Here is a 25169-nt window from a genome sequence, read left to right as displayed (position 1 = left end):
CCCGCCATGTCCGAGGTTGCTGACATCTCCGACGCGACTTTCACCGAAGTCCTCGGCAGCGACGTCCCCGTGCTCGTCGAGTTCTGGGCCACCTGGTGCGGCCCGTGCCGGATGGTCGGCCCGGTGCTCGCGCAGCTGGCCGCCGAGCGTGCCGGCGAGCTTGCCGTCCGCAAGATCAACGCCGACGAGAACCCGGAGACCACCCGCGCCTACCAGGTCATGTCGCTGCCGACGATGATCCTCTTCCGCGGCGGCGAGCCGGTCGAGACGATCGTCGGCGCGTTCCCGAAGGCGCGCATCGAAGACCGGCTCGACCGGGTCCTCAAGGCGCCGTCGCTTTGACGAACGTGTCCGCCACTTCGCGCCCGTACGTTTCGAGGTCCAGCGAAGGGTCGGCCGCGTAGGCCGCGGCGACACCGTCGATGGCCTGCGCGATCGACATCGCCATCACCTCGGGCGTGAACGCGCCGAAGGTGCCCTCGGCCTGGCCCTGCTTGAGCTGCCGGGCCAGTCCGTGCACCCGCAGGTCGTCGACCAGCACCTTCGTCATCACCCAGCCGTCGGCGTCGTCGGCGTTGGCGGCCAGCTCCGACAGTGCCCGGACGCACTCCGGGTAAGCCCGCAGGAAGGCGATCGACGTCTCGATGTGCGCCCGCAGGTAGCCGCGCCGGTCGGCCGGGTCGAGCCCGCCGCCGGTGCGTTCGGTGAGGAACTCGCCCTTCGTCATGACGACCGTGCTGAGCACGGCCTGCATCAGGCCGGCCTTGTTCGTGAAGTGGTACGAGATCAGCCGGGTGCTGCTGAGCCCGGCGCGCTCCTTGATCTTGGCGAAGGTCGTCCGGCGGTAGCCGAGGTCGGCCAGGACGCCGATGGTCGCGCCGATGATCTGCGCCCGGCGCGCGGCCTCGGTGGGGCCGAGGCCCAGTTCGGCCATGAGGTCGGTGTTTACTTGCATGAGTAAAAGTTACTCGGCTGAGTAAAAAATGTCCACCGGGTTTGACGAGCCACGGGCGGGGGTACGGCGAACGGCTCAAAGGCTCATCCGACCGTTGAGCCTTGCCGCGCGTCGCGTTGACCGGTGTTCTCCTGGCGCTTACCGTCGAAGGAGGTAAATCGCCACGGTGTGATTCACGGTCTGGGGCCGGACCGTGGCGGTTGATCTCCGGTGGGTCCCACTCCTGGGACTCCTCCGGCTGTCATTCGCCGGCCGCCAGGTCGGGCGAGGGGAGGCTTGCGTGGTCGAGGCTGGTTCCGAGAAGCAGCCTGTCGAGGTCGCGACTGGTGAGCAGGGGGAACTGTTCCCCGACGACTCGCTGCCCGACGAGCTGGTGGGTTACCGGGGTCCGGCGGCGTGCCAGATCGCCGGCATCACCTACCGCCAGCTCGACTACTGGGCCCGGACCAAACTGGTCGCGCCCAGCATCCGCACCGCGCACGGCTCCGGCTCGCAGCGGCTGTACTCCTTCAAGGACATCCTGGTCCTCAAGGTCGTCAAGCGGCTCCTGGACACCGGCGTCTCGCTCCAGAACATCCGGGTCGCCGTCGACCACCTGCGCGTCCGCGGCGTCCGCGACCTGGCCCGGGTCACGCTGTTCTCCGACGGCACCACGGTGTACGAGTGCACCTCGCCGGAGGAGATCGTCGACCTGCTCCAGGGCGGTCAGGGTGTCTTCGGCATCGCCGTCAGCGGCGCGATGCAGGAGATCAGCGGCACCATCCACGAGTTCCCGGCCGAACGCGCCGACGGCGGCATCGTCGAGACGCACCAACCGGACGAACTCACCCAGCGCCGCAACGCCCGCAAGACCGGTTGATCACCACTGCGGCAGACAGAGTAAGGTTCCCCGTGCGGTCGACGAATCCGCGCGGGAGAGTCCGAGCCACACCTTGAGCTCGGCGCCGAAGGAGCAAGTCCTCCCCGGAACCTCTCAGGCACCCTGGACCGCGCGGACGAGACGCCTCTGGAAAGCGGGTCGTCAGGACACAGCCTGATGGCCCCGCCGACGGTGCAAGCCCGGTTCAACCACGCGGGCGAAACTCTCAGGCGCCCCTCGGGGTCAGACAGAGCGGGGAGGGTTCCTCCGGGTTTGGGCGAGTTCTGCTCGCGAAAAGCGCTCGCCCGAACCCTTCGGAGTGTCTTGTGGGGGTGCAACCCCCACACCCCGCCCGGCGGGCTCCGCCCCCGGACCCCCGCGGTGGTCGCCTTCCGCTCGTCCGTCCGTTCTAGAGTCGGTCGGTAATGCCCCGCTGTCCCCAGGAGGCCGTCGTGGATCCGTCACTCGCCTCCCTGGAACAGGGCCTTCCCTTCGCCGACCGGCACATCGGGCCCGGCCCGGCCGAACTGCGCCATATCCTCGAAGTCATCGGCGTCGCCTCCCTCGACGAACTCGCCGAACGGGCCGTGCCGCCGTCGCTGCGGGAATCCGCGCAGCCGCTCGAGCTGCCGCCTGCCGCGTCCGAAGCGCAGGCCCTCGCCGAACTCCGTGAACTGGCCGGGCGCAACCGGCTGACCGCCCCGATGATCGGGCTCGGCTACCACGACACCGTCACCCCGCCCGTCATCCGGCGCAACGTGCTCGAGAACCCGGCCTGGTACACCGCCTACACGCCCTACCAGCCCGAGATCTCCCAGGGGCGGCTCGAAGCGCTGCTCAACTTCCAGACCGTGATCGCGGACCTGACCGGGCTCCCCGTCGCGAACGCGTCCCTGCTCGACGAGGCCACCGCGGCCGCCGAGGCGATGACCCTGGTGCGCCGCGCCGGCCGCGGCACGTCCTCCCGGTTCGTCGTCGACGAAGACACCCTGCCGCAGACCCTCGCCGTGCTGCGGACCCGGGCCGAGCCGCTGGGCATCGAACTGGTCGTCGAAGACCTCTCCCAGGGCCTGACCGGGCTCGGGCTCGGCGGCGACTTCTTCGGCGTGCTCCTGTCCTGCCCCGGCGCGTCCGGTGCGGTCCGGGAGCTCGACCACACCATCGGCGAGGCCAAGAAGCACGGCGCGGCCGTGATCGTCGCCGCCGACCCGCTCGCCCTCACCCTGCTGCGGCCGCCCGGCGAGCTCGGCGCCGACGTCGCCGTCGGCTCGACCCAGCGGTTCGGTGTCCCGCTCGGCTTCGGCGGCCCGCACGCCGCCTACCTCGCCGTGCGAAAAGGGTTCGAACGGCAGCTGCCCGGCCGGCTGGTCGGCGTCTCGAAGGACGCAGACGGCGCGCCCGCGTACCGGCTCGCCCTGCAGACGCGCGAGCAGCACATCCGCCGCGAGAAGGCGACGTCGAACATCTGCACCGCCCAGGTCCTGCCGGCCGTGCTGGCTTCGATGTACGCGGTGTACCACGGACCCGGCGGGCTGCGTTCGATCGCGCTGCGGGCCCACCGGATGGCCACCGTGCTGGCCGCCGGCCTCGCCGAGGGCGGTGTCGACGTCGTGCACGGCGAGTTCTTCGACACGGTCGTCGCGGCGGTGCCCGGCCGCGCGGACACGGTCGTCGCCGCGGCCCGCGACCTCGGCGTCTCCCTGCGCCGGATCGACGACGACCACGTCGGCATCGCCTGCGACGAAACCACCACCCGAGAGCGGCTTTCCTGCGTGTGGAAGGCGTGCGGCGTCTCGGTGTCCGATGTGGACGGACTGGACGCGGACACCGCGGACGCGCTCCCGGCGCCGCTGCGGCGCACGAGCGAGTTCCTCACCCATCCGGTGTTCCACGCGCACCGCTCCGAAACCGCGATGCTGCGCTACCTGCGGCGGCTGGCGGACTCCGACGTCGCCCTCGACCGCAGCATGATCCCGCTGGGCTCGTGCACCATGAAGCTCAACGCCACCGCGGAGATGGAGCCGATCAGCTGGCCGGAGTTCGCCGGGCTGCACCCGTTCGCCCCGGCCGAAGACGCCGCCGGGCTGCTGACCGTGGCCGCCGACCTGAGCGCCTGGCTCGCCCGGATCACCGGCTACGACGCGGTTTCCCTGCAACCCAACGCCGGCAGCCAGGGCGAGTTCGCCGGCCTGCTCGCCATCCGCGCCTACCACCGTTCCCGCGGCGAGCACGCCCGGGACGTCTGCCTGATCCCGGCCAGCGCGCACGGCACGAACGCGGCCAGCGCGGTGATGGCGGGCCTGCGCGTGGCCGTCGTCCGCTGCGACGAGGCCGGCAACATCGACCTCGCCCACCTGCGGTCCACAGTGGACGACCATCGAGCCGACCTCGCCGCGATCATGCTCACCTACCCGTCGACGCACGGCGTCTACGAAGACACCGTCGGCGAAGTGTGCGCGGCGGTGCACGACGCGGGCGGGCAGGTATACGTCGACGGCGCCAACCTGAACGCGCTGATCGGCGTCGCCCAGTACGGCCGCTTCGGCGCCGACGTCTCGCACCTCAACCTGCACAAGACGTTCTGCATCCCGCACGGCGGCGGCGGGCCCGGGGTCGGTCCCATCGGGGTCCGCGCGCACCTGGCGCCGTTCCTGCCGAACCACCCGCTGCAGCCGGCGGCCGGCCCGGCCACCGGCGTCGGCCCGGTCAGCGCGGCGCCGTGGGGCAGCGCGTCCATCCTGCCGATTTCCTGGGCGTACGTCCGGATGATGGGTGCCGGCGGGCTCCGCCGGGCGACGCTCGTGGCGGTGGCCGCCGCCAACTACGTCGCCCGCCGCCTCGCCGACCACTACCCCGTGCTGTACGCCGGCCGCGAAGGGCTGGTGGCGCACGAATGCATCCTCGACCTCCGGCCGCTGACGAAGGCCACCGGCGTCACGGTCGACGACGTCGCGAAGCGGTTGGCGGACTACGGGCTGCACGCGCCGACGATGTCCTTCCCGGTCGCGGGCACGCTGATGGTGGAGCCCACGGAGAGCGAAGACCTTGCCGAACTCGACCGCTTCTGCGCGGCGATGATCGCGATCCGCGCCGAAATCGACCGCGTCGCGGCGGGGGAGTGGGCCCTCGAGGCCTCCCCGCTGCGGCAGGCCCCGCACACCGCCCGCTGCGTCGCGGGCGAGTGGAACCGGCCCTACAGCCGCGAAACGGCGGTGTTCCCGGCGGGGACGGCCGCGCCGAAGATCTGGCCACCGGTCCGCCGCATCGACGGCGCGGCCGGCGACCGCAACCTGGTCTGCTCGTGCCCGCCGCCGGAGGCCTTCGCCGGAAGCCCGTAGCCGGGCGAGCCGTCGCACGGGCGCACAGGAACGCCGGGTAGGTTGACGCCCATGGTGAGTGGGACCGGTCCTGATCGGACGTCCGTGGTCGTGACCGGCGGCAGCGGCTTCATCGGCCGGGTCGTCGTGCGCGCCCTCCGCGACCGGGGCGTCCCGGTCACCGTCGTGGACCGGGTGCCCTTCCCCGAAGACCTCGACGGCGTGCGCGTGGTGACCGGCGACCTCCGCGAGGCCGCCGTCCGTGAGCAGGCCGTGACCGGCGAAACCGCGGGCATCGTGCACCTCGCCGCGCTGACGTCGGTGCTGAAGTCGGTCGAGCTGCCCGAGGACACCTTCGCCGACAACGTCCTGGTCACCCAGGAGCTGCTGGAGCTCGCGCGCCGCCGCGAGGTGCCGAAGTTCCTGCTCGCCTCGACGAACGCGGTGATCGGCGACGTCGGCACCGCGACCATCACCCCGGACCTGCCGCTGCGCCCGCTGACGCCGTACGGCGCCACCAAGGCGGCGTGCGAAATGCTGCTGTCGGGCTACGCCGGGGCGTACGGCATGACGACGTGTGCGTTGCGGTTCACCAACGTCTACGGCCCGGGAATGTCCCACAAGGACAGTTTCGTGCCGCGGATGATGCGGGCCGCGCTGACCGGCACCGGGATCCGGGTCTACGGCGACGGCCGCCAGCGCCGCGACCTCGTGCACGTCGACGACGTCGTCCGCGCGATCCTGCTGGCCCTCGACAGCGGCTATTCGGGCCGCGCGATCGTCGGCGCCGGGCGTTCGGTGTCCGTGCTGGAGATGGTCGAAGCCGTGCGCGAGGTGACCGGCGCCGAACTGCCGGTCGAGCACGTCGAGGCCCCGGCCGGCGAGATGCCCGCGGTCGTCGTCGACGTCTCGGCGAGCGCGGAGACCATCGGCTACCGGCCGGAGGTCTCGCTCACCGAAGGCCTGGCGACGGCGTGGAAGTACTTCTCCGGCCTCAAGACGCCGTGACGGCATTTCTCCGCCGGCACTGGCTGCTCCTGCTGTTGCTCGTCCCGGCGATCGTCCTGCGGGTGCTGACCTGGCTGGCCTACCGGCCCGCGCTGCTGTTCATCGATTCGTTCCGCTACATCGACAACCTGCACGCCCTGCGCGCCGACCAGCTCGACCCGATCGGCTACGACCTGGTGCTGCGGCCGCTGCTCGCGGTCGGCGGGCTCGCATGGGTCACCGCGGTGCAGCACGCCGGCGGTGTGCTGATCGCGATCGGCGTCTACGGGCTGGTCCTGCGCCTCGGCGGCCGTCCGTGGGTCGCCGCGCTCGCCGCGGCCCCGGTGCTGCTCGACGCCTACCAGCTGCAGATCGAGCAGAACATCATGTCCGAGGTGACGTTCGAGGCCGTCCTCCTCGGGCTCCTCTGGCTGCTGCTCGGCTGGGGCACGCCGGGCTGGAAGCGCGCCGGTGCGGCGGGCCTGCTGCTCGGCTTCGGCGTGCTGACGCGGCTGATCGGGATCTCGCTGGGCCTGCCGCTGCTGGTCTTCCTGGTCGCCGCCGGGGGAGCGTGGCGGCAGTGGGCGGGCTGGCGCCGGGCCGGCGTCGGCCTCCTGGGCCTGCTCGCGGTTCTCGTGCCGTACGCGGCGCGGGTGCACGCGGAGACCGGCAAGTGGGGGCTGAGCGGGCCGTCCGGGAACATGCTCTACGGCCGGACCGCCGCCGTCGCCGACTGCGCGAACCTCCACCTCGACCCGGTGCTGCGGGTGTTCTGCCCGGCCGAACCCCGCGAGAAGCGGCTCGTCGACAACTACACCCACGCCGACCTCGACCCGAACTGGCCGGGCCCGCTGCCCCCCGGCGCGGACAAGGCCGCCCTGGCCCACGAGTTCGCCCTCGACGTCCTGAAGGAGCAGCCCGGCGACGTCGCCCAGGCGGTCCTGGACGACTTCGCCAAGAGCTTCGCCTGGACGCGCGAGCAGGAACCCACCGACGTCCCCCTGGACCGGTGGCAGTTCCAGCTGAGCTATCCGCAGTGGGCCGACCAGTCCCTGATCGACCTGGTCACGCTGCAGAACGACGGCGTCGTCGCGAGTGTCGACCAGCCACTGGCGAAGACCCTCCGCGACTACCAGCTCGACGGCGGGTACGTCTCGGGCGGGGTGCTCGGCATCGGTGCGCTGCTGGGCCTGCTGACGGCCCTCCGGCGCAAGAAGCCCCTGGACCGGGCCCAGGCGGGCGCGCTGCTCGCGGCGTCGAGCGGGCTCCTCCTGCTGTTCGCCTCGGCGGTGTTCCAGTTCTCCTGGCGCTACCAGCTCCCGGCGCTCGTGCTGCTGCCCGTCGCCGGGGCGCTCGGCTTCACCACGCTGACCTCGGCGAGCCGGAAGCGGCTGGCCGCCTTCCCCGACGACGTCGACTCCGGCGCCCTCGCCGACTTCCGCGGCCGCCACCCCGAGCTGAAGCTGGCGCCGCTGACCGTCGTCATCGCCGCCTACAACGAAGCCGGCGGCATCGGCGAAGTGCTCGAGAAGATGCCGGACGAGTGCCTCGGCATGCGCGTGGACGTCCTCGTCGTCGTCGACGGCGGGACCGACGACACGGCCGCGATCGCCGAGGCGCACGGCGCGTACGTGTGCGTCGCGCCCCGCAACCGCGGCCAAGGCGCCGCGTTGCGGCTGGGCTACCACCTCGCGGCGGAGGCCGGGGCCGAGTACATCGTGACGACCGACGCCGACGGCCAGTACGACAACAGCGAGCTGGAAACGCTGGTGCGGCCGGTCGTCGACGGCACCGCGGACTTCGTCACCGGGTCCCGGCGGCTCGGGCACGAGGAGGCCGACAGCCGCGTCCGGTGGCTCGGTGTGCGGGTGTTCGCGGTGCTGGCGTCGGTGCTGACCGCACGGCGGATCACCGACACGTCGTTCGGCTTCCGGGCAATGCGCGCGGAGCTGGCCTGCGCGGTCCCGCTGCGCGAGCCGCAGTACCAGTCGTCGGAGCTGCTGCTCGGCGTCACCGCCCGCGGCGCCCGCGTCGCCGAGCTGCCGATGAGCATGCGGCTGCGCAAGGCGGGCAAGAGCAAGAAGGGCGGCAGCCTGGTCTACGGCGCCAACTACGCCCGGGTCATGACCGGGACGTGGTGGCGGGGGTACGTGCTGCGCCGCGGCCGAACACGAACCGGTCGAGCAGAGTGAACTTGACGACGAACACCAGCGCGTAGCCGGCGACGTACGCACCGTCGACGAGCACGACCCACCAGAAGTGCGGCAGGCCCAGCGGGGACAGCAGCGAGCCGGCGAGGGTGGTCAGGCCGATCGACGCCAGCCCGCCGAGCCCGATCACCGCGAGGTAGGGCAGCAGTTCGCGCCGGACGCGCGGCCGCCCGGTGCGGCCCCACACCCAGCGCCGCGTGACCAGGAAGTTCAGCACCGCCCCGGCCGCCCAGGCCAGCGTGCTCGCCAGCGCCGCGGCGCCACCGGTGGCGAGGACGGCGAGCAGCACGACCTGGCTGAGGACCGTGGCGGCGACCGACGTCGTGGCGGCCCGCGCCAGCCGGGCCCAGCCGCGGCGGCGGGTCTTCTCCGCCGTGCGGGGCCGCTCGCCGTTGGTTACGGTCGTCATGCCCCCATCCTCCCCGTGGGCCGGTCGCGCCGCCGTCCGACCCCCTCATGCATAGGAGATTCACAGGTCATTGCCAGGTCTTCATCAGCACGTGATCTATAGCGTTCGTGTGGCGTAAACGAGCAGGAAAGGCGGCACAATGCGTGTGCTGGTTCTCGGCGGTGACGGATATCTGGGCTGGCCGACCGCGTTGCACTTATCGGACAAAGGCCACGAGGTGGCCGTTCTCGACAATTTCGCGCGCCGCGGGTACGACGCCGAACTCGGTGTCGAAAGCCTGGTTCCGATCGAATCCCTCGCCGACCGCATCGCGACCTGGCACGAGGTCTCGGGCCGGACGATCACCAGCTACGAAGGCGACCTCCTCGACGCGGAGTTCCTGTTCGAGGCGGTGCGTGACTTCGCGCCGGACGCGGTCGTCCACTACGCCGAGCAACGGTCGGCGCCGTATTCCATGATCGACCGCGAACACGCGGTGTACACGCAGCACAACAATGTGGTCGGGACGCTGAACCTGCTCTATGCGATCGCCGAGATCAACCCGGCGATCCACCTGGTCAAACTGGGCACGATGGGTGAATACGGCACGCCGAACATCGACATCGAAGAAGGCTGGCTCGAGCTGGAGCACAACGGCCGCGCCGACCGCGTGCTGTTCCCGAAACGGCCGGGTTCCTTCTACCACCTGACCAAGGTCCACGATTCCCACAACATCGAATTCACCTGCCGCGCGTGGGGCCTGCGCGCCACGGACCTGAACCAGGGCATCGTCTACGGCCAGCAGACGCCGCAGACGGCGCTGGACCCGCGGCTGGCGACCCGCTTCGACTACGACGCGGTGTTCGGCACCGTGCTCAACCGGTTCGTCATCCAGGCCGTGCTCGGCCAGCCGCTGACGGTGTACGGCAAGGGTGCGCAGACCCGCGGCCTGATCGACATCCGCGACACCGTGGAGTGCATCCGCCTGGCCGTCGAGCACCCGGCCGCGCCGGGGGAGTTCCGCGTGTTCAACCAGATGACCGAAAGCATGCCGGTGGCGGGCATCGCCGAGCTGGTCGCCGACCGGTTCCCCGGCCCCGTGCAGATCGAGCAGCTGGAGAACCCGCGCACCGAGGCGCCGGAGCACTACTACAACGTGAAGCACACCGGGCTGGTCGGGCTGGGGCTGCAGCCGCACCTGCTTTCGGACACGCTCATCGAGTCGATGTTCGACATCGTGGGTGCCAACAAGCACCGGGTGAACCCGGAGAAGCTCCGCCCGACCGTCCGCTGGCGGGGCGCGCTGAAGGCCTAGCGGCCGTGGGGGCGCCCGCCGGGAGCCCCCACGGGTTCAGCCGGGCAGCTTGTCCAGGAACCCGTGCACCTTGGCGATCTTCCCGTCCTCGAGTTCGACGACGTCGAACCCGATGGCGACCGGCTCGGCGCCGGGGGTGCCGAGGTACCACTGGAAGCGCGCGAGGTCGTGGTGGGCGTCGGGGTCGGCGGGCAGGCTGAAGGTGAGCCCGCCGAACTGCTGCTGCGCCCCGGCGACGAACTGGTCGATCCCGTCGTGCCCGGTGACGGCGCCGAGCGGGTCGGTGTAGCCGGCGTCGGCGGTGAAGACGTCGGCGACGAGGGCGCGCCGCTTGCCGGCGTCGGTCTCGTTCCAGACGGCGATGTACTGCTCGACGAGGCTGCGGACGTCGGTCATCGGTGCTTCCTTTCGTTGGGGGACAACGGATTCGCCGTCGTCCGGTGCTGAGAACGACTTTGGCGGACGCGCGGCGGCCCGTCGATTACGCGAGAGGTAATGCCAGGCCATTACCCCCGAAGTAATGGCAGCGGCTCCAAGATCGCCGTAGCGTCGCTCGCGTGACGACTGTGGTGCAGCCGCGGCAGCGGCCCGTCGGACAGCTGCTGCGGGAATGGCGGGACCGGCGCCGGATCAGCCAGCTCGACCTGGCGATCTCGGCGGACATCTCCACCCGCCACCTGAGCTTCGTGGAAACCGGGCGCTCCAAGCCGAGCCGGGACATGGTGCTGCGGCTCGGCGAGCACCTCGACGTCCCGCTGCGGGAGCGCAACCGGCTGCTGCTCGCCGCCGGGTACGCGCCCGCCTACACCGAGAACGCCCTGGGGGACCCCGGGATGGACGCCGTCCGCCGGGCCGTGCGCCAGGTGCTGGCGGGCCACGAGCCGTACCCGGCCGCCGTCGTCGACCGGAACTGGGACCTCGTCGAGGCCAACGCCGCCGTCGGCCTCTTCGTCGCCGGGATCCCGGCCGAGCTGACCACGAACGTCCTGCGCGCGACCCTGCACCCCGAGGGCATGGCCCCACACATCCGCAACCTGGGGGAGTGGCGCGCCCACCTGCTCGGCCGGCTGCGGCGGCAGGTGACCCAGACCGCGGACGCGGGCCTCGCCGAGCTCCTCGACGAGCTGCGCGGCTATCCCTGCGACCAGCCGGTGCCCGAGGTGGAGGTCCCCGGGCCGGGTGACATCTTCGTGCCGCTCGAGTTCCGCCACGAGGGCACCGACCTCACGTTCTTCAGCACGGTCGCCACGTTCGGCACGCCGCTGGACGTCACCGTGGCGGAGCTGGTGATCGAGTCGTTCTTCCCGGCCGACCCGGCGACGGCGGCGTATCTGCGCGAGCGGGCCGCCCGGGTGGGATGATGGGGGTCCGCGCAGCTTCCGAAGTGAGGATCACCGGTTGATGGCCGTCCCGCCTTCGCTCGCCCTGTCCGACGGAGTCCGCATCCCCCAGCTGCTGTTCGGCGTCGCGGGCCTGTCCGCGGCCGAAACCGGCCGGGCCGTCCGCATCGCCCTCGACACCGGTTACCGCGGCATCGACACGATCCCGGGCACCGAGACGGCGGTGGGCGCGGTGCTCGCCGCGGCCGAGGTGCCCCGCGAGGACCTCTTCGTCAGCGTCCACGTGCCCGCCCAGGGCTACGACACCGCCCGCCGGGCGGCCGACCAGGCGCTGGAGGCACTCCAGCTCGACCGGGTCGACCTGTGCCTGCTGGAGGGCACGAAGGGCGCGTTCGCCGACACCTGGCGGGCGCTGAGCCGGCTGCGCGCGGACGGGCGCGCCCGCTCGATCGGCGTCGCCGGGTTCGGCGTCTCCGAGCTGCGCCGGCTGATCGACGCGACCGGCTCGGTGCCCGTGGTGAACCAGATCGAGCTGCACCCGTGGCTGCAGCAGCTGCCCCTGCGCGAGTTCCACGCCGAGCGCGGCATCGTCACGGCCGCCGCCAGCCCGGCCGCGAACGCCGCGCTGCTGTCGGACGAGACGGTCACCGCGCTCGCCGCCAAGTACGGCAAGACCCCGGCCCAGATCGTGCTGCGCTGGCACCTGCAGAACGACACGGTGGCGGTGGCGGCGTCGGCCACCACCACCCGGATCCGCGAGAACTTCGGGATCTTCGACTTCGAACTGGCCGACGACGACCTCGCCGTGGTGGCCGAGCTCGACAACGGCACCCGCGTCTAGGTGGACTTGATGCCCGCGGCCGCGAAGTCGGCCTGCTGAGCGGGCTGCTCCAGGTACTCGCGGAAGGTCTGGGCGGCGCGCAGCGCGGTGTCGTCGATGCCCTGGCCGGCGAGCCCGATGAACGGGTAGTCCGCCGAGCGCGCGTTCGCCACCGACTGCGCGGGCGAGCCGATCATCTCCGGCTTCTTGGTGGTGAGCTCGCTGACCCAGTACGACGATTCGGGCAGCCACGCGGCCGGGAGCCCGCCGATGGAGTCCAGCTTCGCCCGGCCGACGAGCGCGTCGAGCACCTGCGCCGACGGCTTGCCTTCGATCGTGACGTGCACGCACTGCCCGTGGACGACGGTGGCGGCCTGGTTCCACCGGTCGGCCGCGGCGGCGACCGGCTTCTGCACGCTCGGGGTCACGACGATCCGCATCTGCGTGGTACCGCCGTCACAGCTGGCGGCCTGCGCCTCGGCGCGGCTGTTGAGCTCGTTGTCGGCCCAGTTCCAGCCGACGACACCGAGCCCGATGAGGACGGCGAGGACGGCACAGGCGATCGGCCAGCCGGCGATCCGGCGGCGCGGAGCCTTTTTTCCGACGATGCGGTGCGACCCGGTGGCGTCGGCGGTCTTGCCGACGATCCGGTGCGAACCGGTGCCCTCGCTGCGGCCGGCGCGGTGGGGGCCGGTGCTGTCGCTGCGGCCGGCGCGGTCGGGACCGGTGTTCTCGCTGCGCTCGGGGCCGGTGCTGTCGCTGCGGTCGCCGGGCCGGAGGCTGGTGTCGTCGCCCCGGTCGAGGATGCGGGCTTCGCCGCGGGCGGCCCGGGCGCCGGTGTCGTCGGCCCGGTCGAGGACGTGGGGAGACCCGGGCGCTTCGCCGCGGGCGGCGAGATCGTCGTCCGGCCGGGCGATGACCTCGGTCCGTTCGGCGGCCGACTCGGGGTGGCGGTCGGCGGCCTTGCCGCCCTTGCGGCGCGAGCGGGGAGCGGGGGATCCGGCCGGGGAGGCGCCGGGCGCTCCACCAGGGACGGCTGGGGCGGCGGGGTCGGCGACCGGGTGGGCACCGGAGGCGCCGGCCCGGCGGGAAGCACGGGTGGCTCTGCCGGAGCCGGGGGCTTCGATGCGGTCCGGCGCCGAGCGGTCGCCGCCCTTGCGACGCGAGCGGGTCGGGGTGCCGGCGCTCCCGGCGGCGGTGGCGTAAGCGGCGGTGGTTTCGCCGGTAGCGGCGGGGTGGGCGCCGGAGGCGTCGCCACGGCGGCCGGTGGTGGGTTCGCTGGTTGTGACCGGGTGGGCGCCGGAGGCGTTGCCACGGCGGCCGACGGTGGGTTCGCTGGTCGTGACCGGGTAGGCGCCCGAGGCTTCCCCTCGGCGGCCGACGGTGGTTTCGCCGTTGGGGACCGGGCGAGCGCTGGAGGCGTCATCGCGGCGAGCGGCGGCGGGGTAGGCACCCGAGGTCTCGCCGCGGCGGGCGGCAGTGGTGCTGTCGGCAACCGGGTAGGCGCCCGAAGCCTCTCCTCGGCGGCCGACGCGAGTCGCGGTTTCGCCGTGGGCGACCGGGCGAGCGCCTGGCGCGTCCCCTCGGCGAGCGGCGGTGGCTTCGCCGCCGGTGACCGGGTAAGCGCCGGAAGCTTCCCCTCGGCGCGAGAGGGTCGTGGTGATTTCGCTGCTCGTGACCGGGTAGGCACCGGAGGCCCCGCCGCGGTGAGGCGCGTGCGTCACGGTCGAATCGCCGGCGGTGACCGGGTACGAGCCCGAAGCTTCTCCGCGCCGCGGGGCGCGGGTCACGGTGGATTCGCCCCGGCCCGCGGCCGGATACGAACCCGAGGCCTCGCCTCGCCGGGCGCCGGGGTGCGCTTCGCCCTGCACGGGTGGGAAGCCGGGCGCCTCCGCCCCCTCCGTGAAGAAGACCGATCCGGATGACTCGCCCGGGGTGCGGGCGGCGGAACCACGGCCCGCGATGCCGAAGGCGTCCGAGATGGAGCTGCGGCCCGGGGTGCGGAAAGCGCCGGAAGCCTCGCTGCGGCCCTCGGCGGGCACGCTGGGCGCGCGGTCCTGAGGGTGCGGCACCGGCGCGTCGTCCCGGTAGTGTCGCCCCATCGGTCATCCTTTCGGGGTGAGCGCATGCCAAGCACGCGCTGCTATGCAATCAAACCGTTATCACCCTAACAGGTGAGTATCGGTGAGAGAATAATCTGACTCACAGTGGGTCGCGCTCAGGGTGCTGCGCTGACCAGGCGATGGCAATGCGCAATCAGGCGATGACGCAGCGGCGCCGCCCGGCGGGCGAACTCGCCTTGGGCCCTGGCGTATTCGGCCCGGCCCGCCGCCGTCTCGATCCGCACCGGCGGATAGCCCCACGACGCCAGGTCGTACGGGCTCGCCCGCATGTCCAGCGTCCGGATCTCGACCGCCAGCTCGAAGCAGTCCGCCACGAGCTCCGCGGGCACGAACGGGTCGAGCTTGTACGCCCATTTGAACAGATCCATGTTCGCGTGCAGGCACCCCGGCTGCTCGAGTGCGATCTGCGTCTCCCTCGACGGCGCCAGCTCGTTGAGCGGCCGCGCCGGCGTCGTGAAGAAGCGGAACGCGTCGAAGTGCCCGCAGCGGATGTCCAGTGACTCGACGACCGCGTCGGTGCCCGCCGAACCCAGCCGCAGCGGCACCTGGTCGTGCCGGATCGAATCGGCGGGCTCGCGGTAGACCATGGCCCACTCGTGCAGCCCGAAGCAGCTCAGCCGGGGCGCGCGCGACGCCGTCGCGGTCAGCAGGCCGAGGACGAACTCGGCCGTCCGCACCTTGCCCTCGCCGAACCCGGCGGGATCCAGCACGACGCCCTCGGGCGTTTCGACGTACCCCTTGCGGTCCAGGAACCGCCGCGCCGCGGGCCCGGCGAGCGCGACGCCGGGCCCGGGCTGCCACCGCTCGAGGTGCGACGGCCGGTACGAGTAGTAGGTGAACAGGAAGTCCAGCACCGGGTGCTTCTCGCCGCGCGACCGCCGCTGCTGGTGCGGGCCGGTCCAGCGCCGCATCCGCGTGCCGTGCGCCGCCTCCCGGGCCAGCCAGTCCGGCTCGGCGAGCACCTCGACGCCGGTCATGCGCCGACGTGGGTGCCGTCGCGCACCGTGCCCACGTACTCCTCGACGAGGTCTTCCAGCGCGACGACGCCGACCGCGTTGCCGTCGGCGTCGAGCGCTCGCGCGAGGTGGCTGCGTTCCTTGCGCATGGCCGAAAGCGCGACGTCGAGCCGCGCGTCGGCGCGCAGTTCGGTGAGCGCGCGCGTCTTCGAGGCGGGCACGGTCGTCTTCGGGTCCTGCCCGGCCAGGTCGAGGATGTCCTTGACGTGGATGTAGCCGGTCAGGCGCCCGTCGTCGGTGCACACCGGGAACCGCGAGAACCCGGTGGACGAAACGGCCTTCTCGACCTCGCCGACGGTCGGCCCGCAGGGGAGCGTGGTCAGCTCGGCGGTGGGCACCAGCACGTCGGCGACGGTCTTCTGCACCGACGAGAGCGTCTGGGCGAGCCGCTGGTGCTCGGACTGGTCGAGCAGGCCCTCGCGGCGGGACTCGCTGAGCAGCTCGGCCAGCTCGTCGGACGTGTAGGCCGTCTCCAGCTCGTCCTTCGGCTCGACGCGGAACGCGCGCAGCAGCGAGTTGGCCACGAAGTTCAGCAGCCAGATGAACGGCCGGGCCAGCTTGACCCAGCCCACGTGCGCCGGCACCAGCCACAGCGCGAGCCGCTCGGGCTCGGCGATGGCGAGGTTCTTCGGGACCATTTCGCCGATCAGCACGTGCGCCACGGTGATGAACGCCAGCGCGATGGCGAACGAAATGGGGTGCAGCAGCGCCTGGGGCAGGCCCAGCAGGTCGAAGGCGGCCGACAGCCGGTGCGCGATGGCGGGCTCGCCGAGGCGGCCGAGCAGCAGCGAGCAGATGGTGATGCCCAGCTGGGCGCCGGCGAGCATCAGCGACACGTGCTTGCTCGCGTTGATGACGATCTGCGCGCGCGTCTTGCCCTGCTCCAGGAGGGCTTCGAGCCGGTCTCGCCGCGACGAGATCAGCGTGAACTCCGCGCCGACGAAAAAGGCGTTGGCCAGCAGCAGGACCACGACGAGAGCGATGTTCAGCCAGTCGGTCACGAGGCCACCTCCGGTTCCGGGGCCGCGCGGACCGGGGCGACCTCGACCTCGGCGATCCGGCGCTTGTCCATCGTGGTCACGGTGAGCAGCCAGCCGTCGACCTCGGTGGCGTCCCCCTCGGCGGGGATCTTGCCCAGCCGCTCGAGGATCAGCCCGGCGATGGTCTCGTAGTCGCCGTCCGGCATCCGGAACCCGGTGACGCCGGTGACCTCGTCGGCGCGCAGTTGCCCGGACACCAGCCAGCTGTCCGCCCCGACCTGCTGCGACGCGGGTGCCTCACGCTCGTCGTGCTCGTCGCGGACGTCGCCGATGATCTCCTCGACGACGTCCTCCAGGGTCACCAGCCCGGCCGTGCCGCCGTACTCGTCGACGACGATGGCGAGCTGGAAGCGCGAGTCGCGCAGGCGCAGCAGCAGGTCGTCACCGGGCAGGGACTCGGGCACGGTCGGCACCGGCCGCATGACCGACCCGATCGGCACGGCGGCCCGGTCGGCGGCGGGCACGGCGAAGGCCTGCTTGACGTGCACGGCGCCGCGGACGTCGTCGAGGTCCTCGGCGTGCACCGGGAACCGCGAGAAGCCGGTGCGGCGGGAGATCTCGATGAGGTCTTGCACGGTGTCGTCGACGGCGAGGGATTCGAGCTGCACGCGCGGGGTCATCAGCTCTTCCGCGGTGCGTTCGCCGAACCGCAGCGAGCGATCCAGCAGCTCCGCGGTGGACGTGTCGAGCGTGCCGCTTTCGGCGCTGGACCGCACGATCGAGCCCAGTTCCTGCGGCGAACGCGCGGATCGCAGCTCTTCCTGCGGCTCGACGCCGAACTTGCGCACGAGGAAGTTCGCACTGTTGTTCATCAGCGTGATGAGCCAGCGGAACAGCGAGGAGAACCGCGAATGGTAGCCGGCGACGGCGCGCGCGGTCGGCAGCGGCCGGGCGATCGCCAGGTTCTTCGGCACCATCTCGCCGAGGATCATCGACAGCGACGTCGCCAGGACCAGGGCGACCACGATCGACGCGCCCGCGGCGAACCCGGCCGGGAGACCGAGGCCGGTCAGCAGCGGCCGGACGAGCTCGCCGATCAGCGGCTCGGCCAGGTAACCGGTGATCAGCGTGGTCAGCGTGATCGCGACCTGGGCGCCGGAGAGCTGGAACGACAGCGTCCGGTGCGCCTTCTGCACGGTCAGCGCGCGGCGGTCGCCGACCTGGCGGACATTGGCGTCGACGGTGCTGCGTTCGAGCGCGGTCAGCGAGAACTCGGCCGCGACCGCGAGCCCGGTGCCGACCGTCAGCAGCACGAAGAGGAGGACACCGAAGACGGCGAAGAGGATCTGGATCATTCCGTACCCGCCCGGGCGGCGGGGGATGAACCTATCGGACAGCCGGGTCGGTCACCCGGCCCGGTACTGTCACCGGGTGACTGCGCTGCGCGCACGAAACGGTCACTCCTAGCGGGAAATCGGCGTGTACTGCGGATATGCGCACAATCTTAACGTGTCCCCGGCGTCCGCCGCTGGCGTGACCGGTGTGTCGGTGCGCTCATCTGCGGATCAGGCGGCGCCGGGCCGGTGCCGCCGCACGGTTTCTTCGACGAGGTCGAGCACCGGCCCCAGCCCGGCGGCGGGCAGTCCCATGGCCAGGTGCGAGACGAGTCCTTCGAGGACGAGCTCGAGGAACGCGGTCAGGACGTCGACGTCGACGTCGTCGCGCAGGTTCCCGGCCTCCCGCTGCCGCAGCAGCCGCAGCCGGGTGGCGGTGGTGAGCTGCTCGGACCGTTCGGCCCAGCGGGCGCGGAACTCGGGATCGGTGCGCAGCCGCCGGGACACCTCCAGGCGCGTCCCGAGCCAGTCGGCCGGGTGGTCCCCGCCGGCCAGCAGGTCGCGCATCACCTGGACAAGCCCCTGTTCGGCGACGACGTCGGCCATCCGGAGGGCGTCGTCCTCGGCGAGGGCGAGGAAGAGCGACTCCTTGTCCCGGAAGTGGTGGAAGATGGCCCCGCGGGAGAGACCGGTGGCTTCCTCCAGGCGCCGGACTGTGGCACCTTCATAGCCGTAGCGCGCGAAGCAGACTCGCGAGCCGTCGAGGATCTGGCGCCGGCGTGCGTCGAGGTGATCCTGGCTTACGCGTGGCATCCTGAAATCCTGGCACCGCGGACCGGCATCTCGCAATCCGTACGTACGTACTGTGACCCGGAGTGCCCGGGAACCGGCCCGTGCCCCCCACCGTCTGAACGTTGCGGCGATTCGCTGACACGAAGTGAGACGGTTGGCTAAGGTTTGCCCCATCACGGTGGGTGAGCTGAGGGGAAGGTGCGGCGTGATCATCGGTGAGGCCGGGCAGGCGGTCCAGGCGGTCTGGGGTGGCGACATCCTCGGTGAGCGCGGCCGCGTCTACGGCGGCGGTGGCGGCGGGGGCGGCCGGTTCGAGATGGATCCCGAGGAGCTCGCCTCGGTGATCGGCCTCTGGGAAGCGGAACTGGACAAGATCGTCGACGACAAGGAACGGATCCGGTCCATCATCGACATGGTGCAGGCCCCGGGCAAGGACACCGTCAGCGATGGCTACGTCTCGACGACCATGGACTCCCTCTCGGCGCTCCAGACGCAGAACGACTCGATGCTCAAGTACGTGCAGAACTACGTGAAGAAGCTCAAGGAAGCCCAGACGAAGACGGTCGCGACCGACCAAGGCATGGCCGACCCGTTCCGGACGGTGTGACCGTGCGCCTGCTTGCCCGCGTCACGGTCGGTGTCGTGGCCGCTGCACTGTTGCTCGCGGGGTGTTCCCCGGAGAAGACCGGGACGGCGACGCCGGTGCCGAGTGGATCGGCGTCATCCAACCCGTCCGCCGACCCTGCCGTGCCGAAGGTGGCCACGCCGCTCGACGTCTCGAAGTACGTCTCGAAGCCCTGTGACATCGTGCCGGGTACGGTGTTGTCTTCCCTGCGGTTCACGGACCCGGGGCACACCCAGCTGCAGGACGAAGGATTCGGCGCGGCCGGGCCGGGGTGCGGCTGGAAGATCTCCGGCGAAGGCGTGAGCATGCAGGTCATCATCGGCACCGGGAACCGTGACCGGGGCGCCGGAGGACTGGCCGGGCTGTACGGCGCGCACGAAAGCGGCCAGTTCCCGTTCCTCGAGCCCGCCCCCGCCGTGGAGGGCTACCCGGCGATCTACATCGACAAGCGCGACCGGCGCCCGATCGGCAACTGCAGCATTGATGTCGGTGTCGCGGATGACCTCGTGGTCGGTGTGTATTCCGGCGGGTACGAAGGCGCGGAGGATTCTTGCGCCGCGGCCCAGAAGGTGGCGGCCTCGATCATCACCACACTCAAGGGGGCATGACGAGTGGACGGCAAGCAGATCTACGAGAACTTCACACAGGGCGACACGACCGGCTTGCGCAACGCCGCGGATGAGGTCTCGAACCTTTCGTCGGCCTATCTGGATCGTGCTCAGGGCATCAAGTCCCTGCAGGAGCGGATGAAGCAGGCGTGGACCGGTAACGCCGCCGACGCGGCGAACGCCGGGGCCGGCCCGCTCGAGCAGGCTTTCGCCGAGACCGCCGCACCCCTCGACATGACCAAGGCTTCCGTCGACACCCAGGCCTCCGTCTTCGACTCCTCGAGCAGCAGCGTCGTCGAGGTGCCACCGAAGCCCGACAAGCCCAACCCCTGGACCACCGGGCTCAAAGCGGCCATCCCGATCGCCGGGCCGTTCATGGCCAAGGACGACATCGACAACTACCAAGAGGGCATGGCCAAGTACAACGCGGCCAACGAGACCAACGTCCGCGTCATGGACCAGTACAGCAACGTCACCAGCGGCACGCGGGCCGCGCTCCCGACCGACTACGGCGTCCTCGAGGCCGACGGCGCCGCCATCTCGGTGAACACCCCCGACGGCCCCGGCAAAATCAACGAACCGACCGACCGGAGCAGGTGGCTGCCGGAGCACCCCGGTGGCGATCCCGGCAGCGGCGACCACACCTCGACCACCAGCGTCGACACGACGCACACCGGCGGTGGCGACAAGCCCGGCGGGACCGGGGGAACGGGTGGTACAGGCGGTACCGGGGGGACCGGCGGCACAGGAGGGACCGGCGGCACAGGAGGGACCGGGGGAACCGGCAGCACCGGCGGCGACGACACCCACACGACCGGCTCCGGCCGCCCGACCGTCCCCACCGTGCCGACCCGGCCCGGACAGACCACCGACCAGCCCGGCAAGACGCCGCCCACCCTCGGTGGGGTCGACTTCTACCCCACCGGGACCGGTGGCGGCCAGAACTACGGCCAGAACTCCCTGAACCCCAACGACCCCTACTCCAGCACCGGCGGACGCGGCCCGAACAGCGGCAACGCCGGCGGCCGGCTCCTCGACCCGACCGGCCGAGGCGGCGCCGGATCGGGCAGTGGCAGCGGCAGTAACAGTGGCAGCGGGACGGGCAACGGCAGCGGGTCCGGCGGCGCAGGCGAGCGCGGGCTCGGCCGCGGCTCCGGCTCCGGCATGGGCAGCCTCGGCAACGCCGCCGCCGCGGAGGCGGCCGCCGCTCGGTCGGCTGCCGGGCGTGGCGGGCAGATGGGGCCGATGGGCCCCGGCGGCCGCCGCGGCGAGGGCGAGGAAGACGACGAGCACCAGCGGCCGGACTTCCTGATCGAAGCGGACCCGGACGCGATCTTCGGCACCGACCAGCGGACCAGTCCGCCGGTCATCGGCGAGTAGGCGGGTGGACGTGGCAACAGGCCGGGTGGACGTTCCGGTCGAGGCGCTGGCCGCGCTGGCCGAACGGGAACAGGTCGGCCAGCTCCACCTCACCCTGCGCCCCGAGCCGCTGTGGCTCTCGGACGACGAGCGGGAAGAAGCCGGCAAGCGGGTCGATGCCGCGCTCGTCGAGGCCGGGCTGATCGATGCCCGCGGCCGGGCCACCGTCGACTTCCTCGACTGGCTCCCGCTGCTGGTCAGCCCGGCGCGGGAGTGCTACGGCTGGGTCGGCACCGGCGGCCGGACCTACGGTGTGCTCGCCGCCGCGAAGGGACTGCAGGCGGTCCTGGCCGTCTCCGACGGGACGCACGTCGGGGTGCAGGAAATCGACCGGAACCGGCTCGCCGAGTCCCTCGTCGAGCAGCTGCCGCCGGTGGGGGCCGGCGGCGGGCGGCCGCGCACCGTGCGGGTGGCGGACCTGACCGAGGCGGCCCGCCGCGGGCAGGCCGCCTACCCGCTCGACCCGGCCGTCGCCGACGTCGTCAGCCTCGTGCAGCGGCCGGTCTCGGGCAGCGGGGAGCTCTACGTCGGCCGTCGCGACGACGTCGGCCGCCACACCTGCCTGCAGCAGCCGCTGCACTACGCCGACACCGACTGGGGCCGCTACCTCAGCTACACCGCCGGCTCGGGCGACGACGCCGTCATCCACATCGGGCCGGCGGGCCCGCAGGAGCTGGCTGACACGCTCACCGAGCTGGCCGGCACGCTGGGCTGATCGAAAAGGCGGTGCGCGAGGGCAGCTTCCGGCGCTAACGTGACAGCGCTGTTGCATCTCCCGGCGGAAGGACGCGCTGATGCTCTACCCCACGATCGAACCCTACGAGCACGGCCTGCTCGACGTCGGCGACGGACACGAGATCTACTGGGAGACCTGTGGAAACCCGGCCGGGAAACCCGCGCTCGTGGTGCACGGCGGCCCCGGCTCCGGCTGCTCGGAAAACGTCCGCCGCTTCTTCGACCCCGCGCGCTACCGGATCGTCCTGGCCGACCAGCGCGGCTGCGGGCGCAGCACCCCGCACGCCGGCGCCCCGGTCGCCGACCTGTCGGCCAACACCACCGATCACCTGGTCGCGGACTTCGAACGGCTCCGCACCCACCTCGGCGTCGAAAAGTGGCTGCTGTTCGGCGGTTCCTGGGGCTCGGTGCTCAGCCTGACCTACGCGCTGCGCCACACCGAGCGGGTCAGCGAAATCGTCCTGATGGGCCTGGCGACCGACCGTTTCATCGAAATCGAGATGCTCATCCGCGGCCTCGGCGCGTACTTCCCGGACGGCTTCGCGAAGTTCCGCGAAGGCGTGCCGGAAAGCGAGCGCGACGGCGACCTGTCCGCGGCCTACCACCGGCTGCTGATGGACCCGGATCCCGCCGTCCACCACCGGGCCGCGAAGGACTGGTGCGCCTGGGAGGACGCGATGCTGCCGGGCGTGCCGCCGTCCGACGTCTTCGAGGATCCGGCGTACCGGCTCTGCTTCGCGCGGCTCGTCACGCATTACTTCAGCAACCGCGCGTTCCTCGAGGACGGCGAGATCCTGCGGGAAGCCGGCAAGCTCGCCGGCATCCCCGCGGTGCTGGCGCAGGGGGTGCTGGACACGAACAACCTCGTCGGCACGCCCTGGCTGCTGCACCACGCCTGGCCGGACAGCGAACTGGTGATGCTGGACGACGTCGGGCACACGGTGTCGGCCGCGTCGATGCAGGAGGTCCTGATCGGCGCGACCGACCGCTTCGCGCTCAGGGGATGAGCAGCGCCGGCTCGCCTTCCGGGGTGAGCGCGGCTTCGGCGCGCACGGCCCGGTTGGTCTCGGCCAGCCGGAGCCCGGTCCGGCGCAGCGGCAACCGGTCCATGTTCCACTCCGCCAGCAGCAGCGCGATCTTCGCTTGCATTTCGGTGCGCAGCCGCAGGAACGAGTCGGCCGGGTCCGCGCCGACCTCGCCCAGCAGCAGCCACCACGCCCAGGCCGCCGCGCCCGCGTTGGCGACGAAGTCCGGCACCACCGCGACCCCGCGGGCCGACAACGCGGCCTCCGCTTCCGGCGTCGTCGCCGCGTTGGCCGCTTCGACGACCACCTTGGCCTGCACGGCGCTCTCGTTGTCCGGCCGCAGCGCGTAGGAGATCGCGGCCGGCACGAAGATGTCCGCGTCGATCCCGACGATCGTCTCGCGCGGCAGCGAGCGGACGCCGGCGGGCAGCCGCGACCGGTCCACTTCGCCGAAGCGGTCGCGCAGGTCGAGCAGCGCCGGGACGTCGAGGCCGGCGGGGTCGTACAGGGTGCCCGCGGCGTCGGCCATCGCGACCACCTTCACCCCCGCTTCGTGCAGGTACCAGGCCGCGCCGCCGCCCATGGTGCCGATGCCCTGGATGGCCACCGTCGTTTCGCGCACGGTCCACTCCCACGCCGCCGCGACGCCCAGGCACGCCTGCGCCACGCCGTAGCCGCCGACGACATCGCCGAGCAGCAACCCGCCGGGGACCGGGGCGTTGAGGCCCGCTTGCACCCGGCGCAGGGTCCGCGCCGGATCGGCCGAACGGCGGATCGCCGCGTGGTACGACTGCTCCAGCCCCAGCTCGGCGAACACCGAGTCGATCAGGTGCTGCGGCACGCCCAGGTCCTCGGCGGTCACCCAGTGCGCGTCCAGCCACGGCCGCAGGAACGCGCAGAAGCGCTTCAGCACGTCGAACGCGCGCGGATCCTTCGGGTCGAAGTCGATGCCCCCCTTGGCCCCGCCGACCGGCAGGTTGAACGTCGCGGTCTTGTCGGCCATGCCCCGGGCGAGGTCCTCGACCTCGGTCATCGTGCAGCCGGCCCGCATCCGGGTGCCGCCGGTGGCGACGCCGGAGACCAGGCTGTGCACGACCAGGTAGCCGTTCGCACCGGTCACGGGATCGGTCCACGTGAGCCGCATCAGCGGCGGGACGGGGGTCATCGGGCCACTCACCTCCAGGGAAGTCCGGGGCGGCCTCGTGACCGCCACCACGAGCGTGCGCCCCGGGTGGCCCGCCCGTCCATTTAACGCTGCTGCACGATCTCGTTTAAGTTTTGTGTATGGAGCTTTCGTTGCACCGCTTGCGGATGCTGCGCGAGCTGCACCGCCGGGGCACCGTGACCGCGGCGGCCGCCGCGCTGCACTACACCGCTTCGGCGGTGTCGCAGCAGCTCGCGCAGCTCGAGCGGGACGTCGGCGCGAAGCTGTTCGAACGGCTCGGCCGGCGCGTCCAGCTGACCGAGCTGGGCACGCTGCTGACCGAGCACGCCGAGGAGATCCTCGGTTCGGTCGAGCGCGCGACCCTCGCCCTGGAGGAGGCCCAGGAAGCCCGCACGGTCCGGCTGACCGCCGGGGTGTGGGCGTCGGTGGCCTCCGGGCTGCTGCCGACGGCGCTGACCGCACTGGCCGGCACGCACCCCGGCATCGAGGTGCGCACCCGCGAGCTGGCCCCGGAGGACACCGCCGAGGCGGTCCGCGACGGCGCGCTCGACCTGTCGTTCGTGATCGAATACTCGGACGCGCCGACGACGTGGGACGCCGGGCTGGAACGCGCGGTCGTCGCCGTGGAGCGGCTGCACGCGGCGGTGCCGCGGGGCGCCGTGCCGTCGGGGGCGGCGGCGCTGGACGACCTCGCCGAGCACCCGTGGATCCTGGCCGGCGCCAAGTCGCACTTCGGCCGGGCGATGCGCACCGCCTGCCAGCGGCACGGCTTCGCGCCGAAGATCAACCACGAGGTCGAAGAGCAGTCGACGGCGATGGCGATGGTCGGCGCCGGGCTGGGCATCACCCTCGTGTCCGACCTCGGTCTGCGGCTGCTGCGGCCGCCCGGGATCGACGTCGTCACGCTCACCACGCCGCTGCTGCGGACGGTGTCGATCGCCTACCGGCGCACCGCGTTCCGGCGGCCCGCGCTGCACCTGGTGATCGACGCCGTGCGCGCTTCCGCGGCCGAGCTCGGACTCGGCACCGAACCGGCTTTGCCCTGATCAGGCACTTCTTACGAAGTGGTGATCGCCTCCCGGTGCGCAAGATCCGGCCTGAATTTGTCGTACCCCGCGTGTAGCGTCCGAAGGCGAGAAGTTCCCCACACACGGAA

Annotated in this window: 23 protein-coding genes and 1 riboswitch; of the genes, 14 read left to right on the top strand and 9 right to left on the bottom strand. The window is 71.9% G+C overall.

Annotated features, from left to right (window positions below):
- The first annotated feature begins 6 nt into the window (after positions 1 to 6).
- Positions 7 to 342, top strand: coding sequence for a thioredoxin (gene trxA / locus ISP_RS25965; RefSeq protein WP_013226816.1), 336 nt, complete (start codon positions 7 to 9; stop codon positions 340 to 342).
- On the opposite strand, the gene ISP_RS25960 is transcribed toward trxA, so the two are convergent.
- Complete coding sequence (locus tag ISP_RS25960) at positions 323 to 955, bottom strand: TetR/AcrR family transcriptional regulator (RefSeq protein WP_013226815.1); 633 nt, start codon at positions 953 to 955, stop codon at positions 323 to 325. The two genes, trxA and ISP_RS25960, sit on opposite strands and share 20 nt — an antisense overlap.
- A gap of 280 nt (positions 956 to 1235) precedes the next feature.
- Between ISP_RS25960 and ISP_RS25955 the strand changes: the two genes are divergently transcribed.
- The 4 genes from ISP_RS25955 (at position 1236) to ISP_RS25940 (ending at position 8310) form a co-directional block, all read left to right on the top strand.
- On the top strand, positions 1236 to 1814 hold the full coding sequence (locus ISP_RS25955; protein ID WP_013226814.1) for a MerR family transcriptional regulator: 579 nt from the start codon (positions 1236 to 1238) through the stop codon (positions 1812 to 1814).
- Positions 1815 to 1856: 42 nt separating this feature from the next.
- A riboswitch (glycine riboswitch) is annotated at positions 1857 to 1955 on the top strand.
- A gap of 311 nt (positions 1956 to 2266) precedes the next feature.
- A complete protein-coding gene (gene gcvP, locus ISP_RS25950) occupies positions 2267 to 5152 on the top strand; it encodes an aminomethyl-transferring glycine dehydrogenase (RefSeq protein WP_013226813.1) in 2886 nt (961 codons plus the stop codon).
- Between the two features lie 51 nt (positions 5153 to 5203).
- The gene (locus ISP_RS25945) at positions 5204 to 6139 is read left to right on the top strand and encodes an NAD-dependent epimerase/dehydratase family protein (RefSeq protein ID WP_034284614.1); all 936 of its coding nucleotides are present in this window, start codon (positions 5204 to 5206) and stop codon (positions 6137 to 6139) included.
- Positions 6136 to 8310, top strand: a complete 2175-nt coding sequence (locus ISP_RS25940; RefSeq protein WP_013226811.1) for a glycosyltransferase family 2 protein — start codon at positions 6136 to 6138, stop codon at positions 8308 to 8310. Before ISP_RS25945 ends, ISP_RS25940 begins: the two co-directional genes overlap by 4 nt.
- Here ISP_RS25940 and ISP_RS25935 read toward each other — a convergent pair.
- Positions 8240 to 8737, bottom strand: coding sequence for a GtrA family protein (locus ISP_RS25935; protein ID WP_014467183.1), 498 nt, complete (start codon positions 8735 to 8737; stop codon positions 8240 to 8242). The genes ISP_RS25940 and ISP_RS25935 overlap by 71 nt on opposite strands.
- A 139-nt stretch (positions 8738 to 8876) precedes the next feature.
- On the opposite strand from ISP_RS25935, the gene ISP_RS25930 reads away from it, so the two are divergent.
- Positions 8877 to 10031, top strand: a complete 1155-nt coding sequence (locus ISP_RS25930) for an NAD-dependent epimerase/dehydratase family protein (protein ID WP_013226810.1) — start codon at positions 8877 to 8879, stop codon at positions 10029 to 10031.
- 36 nt (positions 10032 to 10067) lie between these two features.
- Here ISP_RS25930 and ISP_RS25925 read toward each other — a convergent pair whose 3' ends face one another.
- Entirely contained in the window at positions 10068 to 10427 is a 360-nt protein-coding gene (locus tag ISP_RS25925) for a nuclear transport factor 2 family protein (protein WP_013226809.1), read from the bottom strand.
- A 170-nt stretch (positions 10428 to 10597) separates the two neighbouring features.
- Here ISP_RS25925 and ISP_RS25920 point away from each other — a divergent pair, with 170 nt between their 5' ends.
- Both ISP_RS25920 and ISP_RS25915 read left to right on the top strand, forming a co-directional pair.
- Positions 10598 to 11392: a helix-turn-helix domain-containing protein gene (locus ISP_RS25920; RefSeq protein ID WP_013226808.1), complete on the top strand. Its 795-nt coding sequence runs from the start codon at positions 10598 to 10600 to the stop codon at positions 11390 to 11392.
- A 40-nt stretch (positions 11393 to 11432) separates the two neighbouring features.
- Positions 11433 to 12212 carry an aldo/keto reductase gene (locus tag ISP_RS25915; protein ID WP_013226807.1) on the top strand — a complete coding sequence of 260 codons (780 nt, stop codon included), beginning with the start codon at positions 11433 to 11435 and terminating at the stop codon, positions 12210 to 12212.
- Here ISP_RS25915 and ISP_RS25910 read toward each other — a convergent pair.
- From ISP_RS25910 to ISP_RS25890, 5 genes are all read right to left on the bottom strand, one after another.
- Positions 12209 to 14293 carry a hypothetical protein gene (locus ISP_RS25910; protein WP_013226806.1) on the bottom strand — a complete coding sequence of 695 codons (2085 nt, stop codon included), beginning with the start codon at positions 14291 to 14293 and terminating at the stop codon, positions 12209 to 12211. The two genes, ISP_RS25915 and ISP_RS25910, sit on opposite strands and share 4 nt — an antisense overlap.
- A gap of 116 nt (positions 14294 to 14409) precedes the next feature.
- A complete protein-coding gene (locus ISP_RS25905; protein ID WP_013226805.1) occupies positions 14410 to 15291 on the bottom strand; it encodes a hypothetical protein in 882 nt (293 codons plus the stop codon).
- Positions 15288 to 16331 carry a hemolysin family protein gene (locus ISP_RS25900; RefSeq protein ID WP_013226804.1) on the bottom strand — a complete coding sequence of 348 codons (1044 nt, stop codon included), beginning with the start codon at positions 16329 to 16331 and terminating at the stop codon, positions 15288 to 15290. The genes ISP_RS25905 and ISP_RS25900 overlap by 4 nt, the downstream gene beginning before the upstream one ends.
- Positions 16328 to 17665 carry a hemolysin family protein gene (locus ISP_RS25895; RefSeq protein ID WP_013226803.1) on the bottom strand — a complete coding sequence of 446 codons (1338 nt, stop codon included), beginning with the start codon at positions 17663 to 17665 and terminating at the stop codon, positions 16328 to 16330. Before ISP_RS25895 ends, ISP_RS25900 begins: the two co-directional genes overlap by 4 nt.
- Positions 17666 to 17875: 210 nt before the next feature.
- Entirely contained in the window at positions 17876 to 18457 is a 582-nt protein-coding gene (locus ISP_RS25890) for a TetR/AcrR family transcriptional regulator (RefSeq protein WP_013226802.1), read from the bottom strand.
- A gap of 184 nt (positions 18458 to 18641) precedes the next feature.
- Here ISP_RS25890 and ISP_RS25885 point away from each other — a divergent pair, with 184 nt between their 5' ends.
- From ISP_RS25885 to pip, 5 genes are all read left to right on the top strand, one after another.
- The gene (locus ISP_RS25885) at positions 18642 to 19043 is read left to right on the top strand and encodes a hypothetical protein (RefSeq protein ID WP_013226801.1); all 402 of its coding nucleotides are present in this window, start codon (positions 18642 to 18644) and stop codon (positions 19041 to 19043) included.
- A 2-nt stretch (positions 19044 to 19045) separates the two neighbouring features.
- Complete coding sequence (locus ISP_RS25880; RefSeq protein ID WP_235204768.1) at positions 19046 to 19669, top strand: DUF3558 domain-containing protein; 624 nt, start codon at positions 19046 to 19048, stop codon at positions 19667 to 19669.
- A gap of 3 nt (positions 19670 to 19672) precedes the next feature.
- Positions 19673 to 21049, top strand: coding sequence for a hypothetical protein (locus ISP_RS25875; RefSeq protein WP_013226799.1), 1377 nt, complete (start codon positions 19673 to 19675; stop codon positions 21047 to 21049).
- Between the two features lie 25 nt (positions 21050 to 21074).
- The gene (locus ISP_RS25870) at positions 21075 to 21803 is read left to right on the top strand and encodes an ESX secretion-associated protein EspG (protein WP_013226798.1); all 729 of its coding nucleotides are present in this window, start codon (positions 21075 to 21077) and stop codon (positions 21801 to 21803) included.
- Between the two features lie 79 nt (positions 21804 to 21882).
- The gene (pip, locus tag ISP_RS25865) at positions 21883 to 22830 is read left to right on the top strand and encodes a prolyl aminopeptidase (protein WP_013226797.1); all 948 of its coding nucleotides are present in this window, start codon (positions 21883 to 21885) and stop codon (positions 22828 to 22830) included.
- Here the strand turns inward: pip and ISP_RS25860 are convergent.
- A complete protein-coding gene (locus ISP_RS25860; RefSeq protein ID WP_013226796.1) occupies positions 22820 to 24013 on the bottom strand; it encodes a Glu/Leu/Phe/Val dehydrogenase dimerization domain-containing protein in 1194 nt (397 codons plus the stop codon). The two genes, pip and ISP_RS25860, sit on opposite strands and share 11 nt — an antisense overlap.
- A 119-nt stretch (positions 24014 to 24132) precedes the next feature.
- Between ISP_RS25860 and ISP_RS25855 the strand changes: the two genes are divergently transcribed.
- The gene (locus ISP_RS25855) at positions 24133 to 25059 is read left to right on the top strand and encodes a LysR family transcriptional regulator (RefSeq protein WP_013226795.1); all 927 of its coding nucleotides are present in this window, start codon (positions 24133 to 24135) and stop codon (positions 25057 to 25059) included.
- Positions 25060 to 25169: the final 110 nt, after the last annotated feature.

The sequence above is a fragment of the Amycolatopsis mediterranei genome (genome assembly GCF_026017845.1).
Taxonomy (GTDB): Bacteria; Actinomycetota; Actinomycetes; order Mycobacteriales; family Pseudonocardiaceae; genus Amycolatopsis; species Amycolatopsis mediterranei.
Note: the sequence above shows the minus strand (reverse complement) of the source record. Positions and strands in the feature narration are given on the sequence as shown.